Origin of the sequence: Vibrio sp. CB1-14 (assembly GCF_040412085.2) — a bacterium.
GTDB lineage: Bacteria > Pseudomonadota > Gammaproteobacteria > Enterobacterales > Vibrionaceae > Vibrio > Vibrio chaetopteri.
In genome coordinates this window covers 57,420-69,311 of the sequence record NZ_CP115920.1, presented here as the reverse complement: position 1 = coordinate 69,311, position 11,892 = coordinate 57,420, and the positions used below count along the sequence as shown (strand labels likewise).

The window sequence follows — 11,892 nt, the reverse complement described above, 5'->3', positions numbered from 1 at the left end:
AATTATCAGAATTAAGAGGACATCATGAGTTTTAATATTGCTTTAAGTGGCTTGGATGCTACGAATACTCAGCTAAACACTATCAGTCACAACATTGCTAACGCTTCGACGTATGGCTTTAAGCAAGCGCGTACCGAGTTTTCTGCGGTCTATAACGGCATGCAGGCAGGCGGTGTGGAAGTGGCATCTATTTCACAAAACTTCGACAAAAATGGTTCGGTTTCCGGCACGGGGCGTTCGATGGACTTGGCCATCAATGGTAACGGCTTCTTTGTCACTAAAGACGGCATGGGGCAAACCCTGTACACCCGATCTGGTGTGTTTGGTACGGACAAAGACAACTACGTAGTCGGTAATACAGGCGCTAAGCTGCAAGGCTACAGTGTTGATAGAAATAACAACCTGCTTGAAGGCTCCGTTGGCGACATCAAAATCAGCACCTCATCTCTCGCCGCAAAAGCAACCGACAAGCTGGACTTTATCGCTAATTTCGATGCAAGTGCATCGGCGACTAATGTCGTACCTGCTGGCGATCCGTCACTCGCTCCATTTGAGGCCGACGGCGTGACACCGAACCCAGTTTACGATTCGACCGCAATTGCTTTTGACCCAAGCAACCCAGACTCCTTTAACTCGTCTTATACCTCAAAGGTTTATGACTCATTGGGTAACTCTCACACAGTGACGCAGTACTTCACTAAAACTGCGGACAACACATGGCAGGTGAATGTTGAGGTGGATGGTTCGCCAACGACGCCAGCGACAACACAGCAAGTAGACTTTAAAGCTGACGGTACGCTTGCTTCTCCAACTGGCAGCTTTAATGTTTCTTTCCCTGCTGCCGGTGCAAAAGGGATGAGCATCGATATCAGTCTAGCGGGCAGCACCCAGTTTGGCGCGGCATTTGGCGTAAGTACCAACAGTCCAAATGGTTACACCTCTGGTGAGCTTGCGGGTGTGCGTGTTGAGAACAACGGCATGGTTTTCGCGACTTACACCAACGGTCAGTCACAGCTACAAGGTCAGGTAGTGCTGGCGAACTTCGCGAACCCACAAGGCCTGGCGAAAACCAATGGTACCGCGTGGACACAGAGCTTTAGCTCTGGTGCACCAGTGGTGGGCACGCCGGGTACAGGCGTATTGGGCGATCTGACACCGGGTGCGCTGGAAGGCTCCAACGTAGACCTCACATCTGAGCTTGTGAACCTGATGACGGCGCAGCGCAATTACCAAGCGAACGCGAAGACGATTTCAACGTCTGACAAACTTACTCAAGCGCTGTTTAACGCGGTATAGAGGTAGGCCATGGATAGCTTGCTATTTACTGCGACCACGGGCGCAAGTCGCGTCCTTAAAGCGCAGCATGTTCGTTCAAACAACTTATCGAATGCCGATACGGCGGGCTTTCGTGCGGATATGGAGCGCGTCAACAGCGTTCCATTGCAAGGCTCAGGTTTCGATGGCCGCACTATGGTGGTCACCAACTCAGCCGCGACGCGATTTGATTCAGGCGACGTGGTGAAAACCGGTCGCCCGCTTGACATTGCCATCATGGGCGAAGGCTATATCAGTGTTCAAACCCCTGCCGGCAACGAAGCCTACACTCGCGCCGGTAACATCAAAGTGGACGATTTGGGTGCTATGAGCATCAATGGCTTTGCCGTTGTTGGTGATAACGGTCCTATGGTATTGCCTGAATTTCAGAAAGTGGAAATCAGTGAACGCGGCCGTGTGTCGGTGATCCCACCTGGCGGCGGTGCGGAAGTGGAAGTTGGCACGCTGAAACTGGTTAAGCCGGATATCACTCAGTTGCAAAAAGAGAGTGACAGCCTACTGCATAGTCTTGATGGTCAGCCGTTTGCGGCGGATGCGACGGTCAATCTAGCGCCTGAGCATATCGAGAGCAGTAACGTTTCAGCCATTGATGAGCTGCTGAGCGTGATGTCACTCACCCGCAACTTCGAGATGCAGATCCGCATGATGAAAACCGCGGAAACCTTAGCGCAATCCGGAAACAAATTAATGAGTGCGAGCTAGAAGGCTCGCCAACAGGAGTTAACCATGCATTCAGCATTGTGGGTCAGTAAAACAGGGATGGCCGCCCAAGACACCAAAATGACGGCGATTTCCAACAACCTTGCCAACGTTAATACCGTCGGTTTCAAACGTGACCGAGTGGTATTTGAGGACTTGTTCTACAGCATTCAGCGCCAACCTGGTGCTCAGGTAGACCAAGTGAATGAGCTACCAACCGGTGTTCAGTTGGGTAGCGGTGTTCGCGTTGTGGGGACGCAAAAAGTGTTCACTCAAGGCAGCTCACAAAACACAGGGCAAGAGCTAGATTTAGCCGTCATGGGACAGGGCTTTTTCCAAATCGAAAATTCCGATGGCCAGATCATGTACACCCGTAACGGCCAGTTTCATGTCAACTCAGAAGGTTTAATGGTCAACAGCCAAGGTCTACCGCTTGAGCCGCAAGTGCAGATCCCAGACAACGCCTTGACGGTTTCTGTGGGTGTCGATGGCACGGTGACGGCAACAACAGCCGACGGCCCTGCACCACAAGAACTGGGTCAAATTACCCTAGCTAAATTCATTAACCCCGCTGGCCTTGAAGCGATTGGTGGCAACTTGTTTAAAGAGACTGAAGCAAGCGGTCAAGCACAAGAGCTGATTGCGGGTGAAGAAGGCGCAGGTAGCATCAAGCAAGGCTCACTGGAAGGCTCAAACGTGCAAGTGGTGGAAGAGATGGTCGACATGATTACCACACAGCGCGCTTATGAAATGAACGCCAAGGTCGTATCGGCGGCCGATGACATGCTTAAGTTTGTCGCGCAAGCGGTGTAACGGGTTCCGTTAACCAAACAAGTTAACCAAACTCGTTGAGGAATTGAGTTGAGTGAGCGGGAGATAACGTGAAAGGAAGTAGTAATATGAAATGGTTTTCGCGACGCCTAATAGAAAAAGGCATAGTGGCACTGACGGTGCTACTGCTCGCTGGATGTGCAGCCAGACAAGAGTTTGTGCCGCCAGAGCCAGATGAGCAGAAGTACGCGCCGCCAGAGTTAAACTACGCGCTGCCCGAGGCAACCAATGGCAGTTTGTACCGTCATCAATACAACCTTACGTTATTTCAAGATCGCCGCGCCTATCGCGTCGGCGATGTGCTCACCATTTTGCTGGTGGAAGAAACCCAATCGAGCAAAAAAGCCGATACCAAGTTTGGTAAGTCATCGAATGTGGATTTTGGTGCCGCCAACATAGGTGGTACTACGATTAATGAAACGGCGGTGGGCATTAGCGGTAACCGCGCTTTTGACGGCAGTGCCGCCAGTTCGCAAGGCAACAAGCTTGAGGGTGCCATTACGGTCACCGTGCATGAAGTGATGCCAAATGGCGTACTCAAAGTCAGCGGTGAAAAGTGGATCCGCCTCAATCAAGGTGATGAATTTATCCGCGTCACTGGTATCGTCCGCGTTGACGATGTTGACCGTTATAACCAAGTCTTTTCACACCGTATCGGTGATGCTCGCATTACTTACTCAGGACGCGGCGCTTTAGCAGATAGCAACTCAGCGGGTTGGCTAACGCAATTCTTCACAAGCCCTTGGATGCCATTCTAATGTTGAAACTTCGTCACTTTTTTAACGCCCTTACTGCTGTGCTTGCCCTTGGCTTAATGCCAATGGCACAGGCGGAAGTGGAAATCCCAATTATGGATTTGGTTGACGTACAAGGTGTGCGTAGCAACCAACTTGTCGGTTACGGCTTGGTAGTAGGCCTTGATGGCCAAGGCGACCGCAACCAAGTGAAATTTACCGCTCAATCTATTACCAATATGTTGCGTCAGTTTGGCGTGCAGATTGGCGACGATGCTAACCCAAAGCTGCGTAACGTGGCATCGGTTAGTGTGACCGCCTCGGTCGATCCGATGGCAGGTCCCGGCCAAATGCTGGATATCGTGGTTTCGTCGATTGGTGATGCCAAGAGCTTGCGTGGCGGCACGTTATTGTTAACACCTCTGCGTGGTGTGGACGGTGAAGTGTACGCTGTGGCTCAAGGCAACGTGGTTGTTGGCGGTGTGTCTGCGGAAGGGCGCAGTGGGTCTAAGATAGCCGTGAACACGCCAACAGCCGGCCGCGTGCCAAATGGCGCGACGCTGGAGCGTGAAATTCCATCCGACTTTAATACTCGTCCACAAATTACCTTAAACCTGCGCAAAGCAAGCTTTACCACGGCGAAGAACATCGCTCGTGAAATCAACGGCACCTTTGGTCCCGATGTAGCAATTGCGGTCAACAAGGTTCGTGTGGATATGCGCGCGCCAAAGGATTCCCAGCAGCGCGTGACTATGATGTCGATGCTTGAAGAGATGAGCGTGGTTGAAGGCCGCAAGCCAGCGCGCATTGTGTTTAACTCGCGCACCGGCACTGTGGTGGTGGGTAAAAACGTCAAAGTCACGGAAGCGGCGGTTAGCCATGGCAACTTGACGGTCGCGATCAGTGAATCGCAGCGCGTCAGTCAGCCTAATGCCTTTGCCGATGGCGATACCGTAGTGGTAGACCAAACCACAATCGACATTAATGAAGACCAAGCACAAATGGTGATTTGGCCGGAAGGAACCGAACTGAATACTATTGTCAATGCAGTCAATAGCTTAGGTGCAACGCCAACAGACTTGATGTCTATTCTGCAAGCGCTGCACGAAGCAGGCGCGCTCAATGCTGAGCTGGTTGTGATATAGGAGACGCAGTATGAAAATCGATGCCATGAACGATACGACTCGCGTCAACAGCATGCTTTATCATGACAATGCGGCGCTAACTAATATCAAACACAGCAACGACAGCCCTGAAGCGCTAAAAGAAGTGGCGGGGCAGTTTGAGGCCATGTTCTTGCAAATGGTGCTAAGACAAATGCGTAGCAGCAGTGACGCACTGGCCGACGAAGACAGTCCGTTTTCCTCGCAACAACACGGCGTATTTAGAGATATGCACGATGGACAGCTGTCGATTGAACTGGCCAAAAAACAGAACTCTGGCATTGCCGACATGCTGGTAAAACAGCTCGGTCCCGCTCACTCTTTTCAGTCGAATCGAGAAGTGCAGTTTGATGCCTCGCGCGTACAATCGTTAGGGGCGGCCAACGATTTGGAAGCCAAATCACAATCTCATACAGCCAGCCTTACAAATGGCGCACCTGCGGTTAATGAAGCCAATAACGCGGCCGCCTTTAATCTTCAGTCGCCTAGTGAGGCAGCCATGACCATGGCATTTTCTCAGCCTCTTATGAAAATCACGGAGCGTTAATCGTCATGAGTCTTATTAATATCGCCCTCACCGGGATGAATGCCAATCGCGTGGCATTAAATGTCACCGCGCAAAACGTGGCGAACGTGAATACCCCTGGATACAGTCGCCAGCAGGCACTCATGTCTTCGGTAACGGGGGGAAAATACGATTACAATTCACCAGGAATGGGCGTGGAAGTCACCAGCATTCGCCGCGTGACCGATCAATACTTGGTGAAGCAAACCTGGTCCACAGCCAGTGAAGCTAACTACTCTGCTGGCTATACGTCGGCGATGAGCCAGTTAGAAAATATGCTGGGTGCCGATGGTTTCAGTTTGTCATCTGGGCTTGATAGCCTGTTTGCTTCACTCAACGATGCGACCACCAAACCAGAATCGACCCCACTTCGTCAGCAGGTGGTCAATGAATCGGAAGCCCTAGCGCGCCGCTTCAATACGCTCACCGAATCGCTGCATAATCAGCATAAAGATGTACACGATCAGCGCAATGCTGCACTGTCGCATGCCAACAGTGTGATGGCTAACATTGCCCAAGTGAACAAGCAGATCGTTGAGATGCAAGGCACGGGCGGTAATTCTTCGCAACTAATGGATACCCGTGATGCCTTGATTGGTGAGTTGTCTACCATCATGGCGGTGAAAACCACAGAGCAGCCTGATGGCAGTGTTCAAGTCTCTTTAGCGTCTGGTCAGCCCTTAGTCATGGGCTCAGATGCCAGTGTCATCAAAGCGATTCCAGATCCAAGTGACCCTTACCTTGCGGATTTGCACATCGAATTTGGCAATCAGACGTTTGCAGCCAAAGGGGATATTGGCGGCAAGCTGGGGGCGCTGCATGATTATCAAATCGACGTGCTCAAGCCGAATCAACAGGCGATTGATGATATGGCGCGCAGTGTGGCCGACGAGTTTAATGCGGTATTGGCAGCTGGCACTGATCTCAATGGTAATCCGGGTGCGCCACTGTTTACTTACGACCCTGCTAACCCTGCGGCCAGTTTAGATATTACTGCTATCAGTGCTGATGAATTGGCATTTTCTAGCGATGGGAATCCAGGCAACAGCGACAATCTTAAAGACCTGATTGATATCAGTAACAAACAGGTGGCCATCAGCGGCTATGGGTCAGTCACCCTCAATGATGCATTTACCGCTATGGTAGGTGACACCGCTATTCGAGCTAGACAGGCTGAGTCGGATTATCAGGCGAAGCAGGCGATGTCTGAGCAGGCGGTTGCCGCACGCGATAATGTCAGTGCGGTCAACAGCGACGAAGAAGCAGCGAACCTAATGACGTTTGCTAACGCACACAACGCCAACATGAAAGTGATCAGTACAGCGAATCAACTGTTTGATTCGGTATTGCAGCTATTTTAAGGAGAGACCATGAGGATCAGTGATACTCAATTTAGCCAAATGATGCTGCAAAGCCTGCAAACCAATAACGCAGGCCTTGGCAAAGTGATGCAGCAAATGGCCACAGGCGATCGACTGATTAAATTGTCAGATGACCCAATGGCATCGATTCAATTGCTCAACCTCGATCGAGAAGGCGCGGCAATCAATCAGTATCAGCGCAACATCGCCAATGTCAAAACCACGCTATCTAGTCAAGAAGTTCACTTAGACTCGGTCAATGAGAGTCTAAAAAGCATGCGCGAGTTGGTGCTTTGGGGGGCGAACGGTACGCTTACCGATGAAGACCGACAAGGGATGATTACGGAACTTGAAAGCTTGCGTGACTCGGTTCAGTCATCATTCAACTCTCAAGATGAAGAGGGTCATTACCTTTTCTCCGGTACTAAAACCGATACCCCAGCGATTTCTGATGCGGGAGGCGGTGTGTATTCCTTGGATGGCAACAGTGATAAGCGTGTAGTGACCGTCGCTAAAGGCGTAACAATGGAGTCTAATACTACGGCGCAAGACATCTTAGATTTAGGTGGCGGCGACAATGTATTGAATCAAATCGACCGATTGATTGTGGAATTTCAGAACCCGAGTCCAAATTTTCAAACCGAAGTTGGTGCCAGTCTGGATGCCATTGATAATACCTTAGGCAATGTGCTTGGTGCGATGACAGAAATTGGCGGCCGCCACAACAACCTCGATTTGATGGATGGCGCCCACAGTGAGAACAAGCTGTTTGTCGACAAGGTGACTAGTGATGTCTCTGCACTCGATTACGGCGAGGCGTCGGTGCGGCTTAGCAACTATATGGCAGCGCTGCAAGCCACACAGGCCAGCTACATGCAGATTAATGATTTATCTCTATTCGACCGCATTTAGCGGTCGTTTTTGCCACTCGGCAATAAGGCTCAAGGAACGGTGTTATGGCAGTAAGTACGGTTGAAGTTAGACCGCATAGTATAAAGCTCACAGGGCAGGGAACGACGAGTATTGCTCCCTCGCAAGCGTCTGATACCACAACAACCTCGCTCTCCAAACATCTTCTCAAGCCGCAAGCGGAAATCTCTTCCGCTTATTCGTTATCCGGCGTGCTGCTGACACAAGGTCAGCAGCACGCCACGTCGGTACAAATTGCCACGAAAGCACTACAAGGCGTGGGCAAAGAGCTGACACAAGTGAAAAAGCAGCTCACCCAAGCGTTATCGCACGGTTCCACGCCACAGATGACCGACAAGCTGTCGCGTTCAAAGCAAGTGATTGAAGCAACGCTTAATCAGGCACGCTTTGATGGTAAACGTGTGGTCGACAATGAGCTGCATCTAAAGCTTGATACCTCGGATGTAAGGCGCTTTTCGATCCCGGGTCTCAATGTGCACCGCATGAGCGAGCGTGCCGAACAAGTGCGTCTAGACTTTCCAAGCGGCGGCTCGGTGATGCTGCAATTTGACGGCCAGTCAGACGGCCAGCGCACCGTTAAACAGCTCGACCGAAGCGTCATCCCAATGGGCATGCGCGCGTCACTTGCCAACGATGGCAGCATCGTATTTGAGGTGCACGAATCGGCCTACGCTGCGATGCAGCAGCAAGTTCGAGTCACAGGCGAAGGCCACCGCTTCCCGGCAGGACAAGCCAACACTTTCTCGATTCAAGCTGAGCCAGATGGCATGGCGGAACTCAAGTTTGACCTAGGTTCTCGCGATGGCATCAAACAATCCATCGCCAAGGTGAACCAACACCTAAAACAAGCACAATCCAGCTTAAGCGAAGCAAGGCAATTCCAATCCCAACTCGATACGCAAATGACGCGTATTCAGAGCCAATCCAAGCTCCCTTCCGAGCAACAAGTTAACGAAACGCTCTCTGGCTTTAGTCAGCTTTCACAAGATTTTACGACAACATTTCAGGCGCTCAATGCACAGGCGAATGTGAGACGTCATACGGTCGTGGCTTTATTAAAATAATCAATCTAAACAGCAATCGTCATCCTCACGCAAGTGAGGATCTCCCACCGCACGTGGCTCACTTATTATTGTCCCAATAACCCAAGGTACACGCGTCAGAAGACTCTCGTTTCCACGAGAATGACGTTGTTGTGGATGTCAGTATTCTGGAAAACTGTGCTTTAGGTGACTGTGCTTCGAGCGAACGGGTTCTAGTCTTTGCCATCAAACCAAAAAGAAAAAATACAAAAAACACACAAACGCCAACAAGGTAGCCGATATCGTCGGATAGATGATGTAGGCATCTTGACGTGCGGTGCGTCTAAAGCACATAAAAGTAAGTAGGCTGTTGTATACCACTAATAACAAGCTGATTAACGTACCGCCCTTTAGCGAGAGGGTGGTGAGTTGACTTAAGAACAGTGCAAGTAGGGCGTAATCAATGATGATCAGCCATAGGAACGCCTTTTGTAATCCATCTGGCGATCGGTTTGATTTTGGCGGTATGTGCGGGATAGATTGTCGCATAACATGCCCTACTGACTGGGTGCTCAATAGCAAAAGATAGTGAGATCAAGGGTGTACTACCAAAAGCATAGAACACCCTATTAAAGGTGCAAGTTACAGTGCTTGCACGTTGGAGGTCGCGTTTGAGGCGTCGCCTGCGTCAAATCGAATGGTGTCGGTTCGAAACACAGGTTGATTGAATTTGGCCTTGTCGCGCGCCTTCTCTAGCTCGTTCTTCGATTCACTGTTTGGCGATTGTCCAAACAAGGTGTTGATGACCTCAGCCGCGGGTGTGGTGAGGATAAACAGTTCGATTCGGCGGTTTTCGCTTGATGAGGGATCGCTGTGATTGAGTAAGGCACGGTCAGACATGCCCGTTACTTGCAGCACACGTTGCTCTGGCATGCCGCCAGAGGCGAGAGTCTGTCTAGCGACGTTGGCGCGTGAGGCAGAGAGCTCCCAGTTGGATTTGCTGGAGAAGGTTTTACGATACTGAGTCGCATCGGTATGACCGCTGATGATCATTGGATTTTCCACTCGCTCAAACACAGGTGCTAAAGCTAGCAATAAATCTTCAAAAAATGGCGTTAACGTTGAGCCGCCGCGACCAAACATGTTCTGTTTGTAGTCATCTTGCAGCACGATGCGCAATCCTTGAGGCGTAACGGTGACATCGACATTTCCTTGAGCATTGATCTGACGCACCATGTCATTGATGACCTCAGCAAGAGCCGCTAGGCGCTCTTGGGTATCAAAGGTGCCGTCGATAAGTGAGTCCGATTCTGGCCCTTCGCGATCGCCTTGGAAAAAAGAACTAACCGAATGCACCGAATCGTGACGACTGGCCACGGACGAATCCGTGGTTAGATCGATAGGAGAAATGCTTTTTGAGGTGTCGAATAGGTTGCCACTGCCTTGGTCAAAGACACTGGCCATTTGCAAATGGGCGACAATCGCTTTGCGCTCTTCTTTGTCGACCACCTGCATGACCCAAAGTACGAGGAATAACGCCATCAAGGCAATCATAAAGTCAGCAAACGCTACTTTCCATGCACCACCATGAGACTCATGATGATGACTACGACTGGCGCGTTTGAAGACTACTTGCTCATGTTTTTGCATTATCCCTCCTGTTCAGCGAGCCACACCTCCATTTGATTAAAGGTCGGTTTAATGTCTAGCTGAATGTGCTTGCGGCCAGCGTCAATCGCCAATAGTGTCGGCTTCTTCGCGACGTAGGCCACTAAGGTGGCGCGGGTGCAGTCGAAAGCGGACATGTTGCGTTTAACGCGTTGAGCCATGGCGTTACTTGCTGGGTCTAAGCAGCAGTAACAGCCGAAAATACCGATAAATGTGCCTACTAGAGCGGCAGCAACGTGATAGCCAATCATGGCAATAGAGCCATCTATGGCGGACATGGTAATGATGATGCCGCCAACGGCAGCCAAAATACCAAAGCCAGGCATGGCTTCTGCGGTGCGCTGCATGGAGCGAGCGGGCTGCATATAGTCGGCCTCAATCGCTTCAATCTCTTGCTCTAGTAGTCCCTCTAACTCATGAGGCGACATTTGTCCCATTGCCATTAAACGTAAATTGTCGGTAATGAAAGAAACTAAGCGATAATCACTGCTTACGCGTGGGTAACGAGCAAAAATATCGCTCTGTTCTGGGTTTTCAATGTGCTTATCTAGTGCTTTGAAACCACCACTGCGCACGGTTTCCAGCAATACTTGCAGCAGCGCCATCAGTTCCATGTAGAACTCGCGCTCATCCTTAGGTGGAGAGATGATGCCTCGCAGCTGATTGCGCATCTCTTTAAGAACTTGAGGCGGGTTGCCTATGATGAGGGAGCCAATGGTCGCGCCGATGATGATTAGCATTTCTGCCGGTTGCCAAATGGCCATCAGACTGCCTCCAGCCCAGACGTAACCGCCGAAGACACACATCAAAATGATGATTGCGCCAGTAAACTTTTGCATAGTGGACTCCTAAGAAGACAGTAGTTGGTTGAGTTGCTTGAGCGCTTGCTTGTGAAGCTGACAAATCCGTGGCGGGGTCAGCTCTAACACCAGAGCAATCTCGTGTAAGTTCAAATCGTGTTGGTAGAACAGCGTCAGCAGTAGCTGCTCGCGTTTGGGTAGCTGGCTGAGTGCCTTCTCCAGGCTGCGGCGGATATGTTCGTGATTTACGCCCTCACACCCGGACTCCACTGAGCTTTCAAAGCCACCTTCAATCAGTTGATCCAAGCTCTGCATCTCAGCCGCCATGGTCGCGTTTAGCCTGGCATGATAGTCCTGAGGTGTGGTGCCAAGGGCTGCGATGATCTCTTGCTCACTTGGCGCTCGGCGTAGGCGCTTGGTTAAATCACGCGTGACATCATTGAGCTCATGAGCCTCCTGACGAGTTTTGCGTGAACGCCAGTCAAGGCGACGCAGCTCATCCAAGATAGAACCGCGAATACGACACACGGCGAACGCCGGAAAGTTAGGGTCATCGATGTTGCCATAGCGGCGCCCAGCCTCAAGCAAGCCAATCAGTCCAATCTGCTGCATGTCTTCAATGCTACAATGGGTCGTGGCGTGGTTGCGCAGTTGGTTCACCACGCGCTTAACCAAGATTTGATGTTGGCTAAGTAGGCGATTTTCATCGATACGAGTGGCGTTTGATGTGACATCTTCGGCGACGCCGTAGCTGTCTGAGTGATTCATATCCAGCATAATCGCT

At 50.8% G+C, this 11,892-nt stretch carries 13 protein-coding genes; 9 read left to right on the top strand and 4 right to left on the bottom strand.

The genetic code is table 11. The annotated features are described in order from the left end of the window. The first annotated feature begins 24 nt into the window (after window positions 1-24). The 9 genes from flgE (at window position 25) to PG915_RS00285 (ending at window position 8,682) form a co-directional block, all read left to right on the top strand. Window positions 25-1,296, top strand: coding sequence for a flagellar hook protein FlgE (gene flgE / locus PG915_RS00325; RefSeq protein WP_353497417.1), 1,272 nt, complete (start codon window positions 25-27; stop codon window positions 1,294-1,296). A 9-nt stretch (window positions 1,297-1,305) separates the two neighbouring features. After that, complete coding sequence (locus PG915_RS00320; protein ID WP_353497416.1) at window positions 1,306-2,037, top strand: flagellar basal body rod protein FlgF; 732 nt, start codon at window positions 1,306-1,308, stop codon at window positions 2,035-2,037. A gap of 24 nt (window positions 2,038-2,061) precedes the next feature. Continuing rightward, window positions 2,062-2,847, top strand: a complete 786-nt coding sequence (gene flgG / locus PG915_RS00315) for a flagellar basal-body rod protein FlgG (protein WP_353497415.1) — start codon at window positions 2,062-2,064, stop codon at window positions 2,845-2,847. Between the two features lie 86 nt (window positions 2,848-2,933). Next, window positions 2,934-3,623, top strand: a complete 690-nt coding sequence (flgH, locus tag PG915_RS00310; RefSeq protein ID WP_353497414.1) for a flagellar basal body L-ring protein FlgH — start codon at window positions 2,934-2,936, stop codon at window positions 3,621-3,623. Next, window positions 3,623-4,744 carry a flagellar basal body P-ring protein FlgI gene (gene flgI, locus PG915_RS00305; protein WP_418641805.1) on the top strand — a complete coding sequence of 374 codons (1,122 nt, stop codon included), beginning with the start codon at window positions 3,623-3,625 and terminating at the stop codon, window positions 4,742-4,744. Before flgH ends, flgI begins: the two co-directional genes overlap by 1 nt. A 10-nt stretch (window positions 4,745-4,754) precedes the next feature. Continuing rightward, window positions 4,755-5,309 (top strand): rod-binding protein, encoded by a 555-nt coding sequence (locus PG915_RS00300; RefSeq protein ID WP_353497413.1) that lies wholly within the window; start codon window positions 4,755-4,757, stop codon window positions 5,307-5,309. Window positions 5,310-5,314: 5 nt separating this feature from the next. Then, window positions 5,315-6,688: a flagellar hook-associated protein FlgK gene (gene flgK, locus PG915_RS00295; RefSeq protein WP_353497412.1), complete on the top strand. Its 1,374-nt coding sequence runs from the start codon at window positions 5,315-5,317 to the stop codon at window positions 6,686-6,688. A 9-nt stretch (window positions 6,689-6,697) separates the two neighbouring features. Next, window positions 6,698-7,600, top strand: a complete 903-nt coding sequence (gene flgL, locus PG915_RS00290; protein ID WP_353497411.1) for a flagellar hook-associated protein FlgL — start codon at window positions 6,698-6,700, stop codon at window positions 7,598-7,600. Window positions 7,601-7,644: 44 nt separating this feature from the next. Then, window positions 7,645-8,682 carry a flagellin gene (locus tag PG915_RS00285; protein WP_353497410.1) on the top strand — a complete coding sequence of 346 codons (1,038 nt, stop codon included), beginning with the start codon at window positions 7,645-7,647 and terminating at the stop codon, window positions 8,680-8,682. A gap of 204 nt (window positions 8,683-8,886) precedes the next feature. Here PG915_RS00285 and PG915_RS00280 read toward each other — a convergent pair whose 3' ends face one another. The 4 genes from PG915_RS00280 to PG915_RS00265 all read right to left on the bottom strand — a co-directional run bounded on the left by PG915_RS00280 (window position 8,887) and on the right by PG915_RS00265 (window position 11,885). Next, window positions 8,887-9,189 carry a hypothetical protein gene (locus PG915_RS00280; RefSeq protein WP_353497409.1) on the bottom strand — a complete coding sequence of 101 codons (303 nt, stop codon included), beginning with the start codon at window positions 9,187-9,189 and terminating at the stop codon, window positions 8,887-8,889. Between the two features lie 93 nt (window positions 9,190-9,282). After that, window positions 9,283-10,290 carry a flagellar motor protein MotB gene (locus PG915_RS00275; protein ID WP_353497408.1) on the bottom strand — a complete coding sequence of 336 codons (1,008 nt, stop codon included), beginning with the start codon at window positions 10,288-10,290 and terminating at the stop codon, window positions 9,283-9,285. Beyond that, a complete protein-coding gene (gene motA / locus PG915_RS00270; protein WP_353497407.1) occupies window positions 10,290-11,147 on the bottom strand; it encodes a flagellar motor stator protein MotA in 858 nt (285 codons plus the stop codon). The genes PG915_RS00275 and motA overlap by 1 nt, the downstream gene beginning before the upstream one ends. Window positions 11,148-11,156: 9 nt before the next feature. After that, window positions 11,157-11,885, bottom strand: a complete 729-nt coding sequence (locus PG915_RS00265; RefSeq protein ID WP_353497406.1) for a FliA/WhiG family RNA polymerase sigma factor — start codon at window positions 11,883-11,885, stop codon at window positions 11,157-11,159. Window positions 11,886-11,892: the final 7 nt, after the last annotated feature.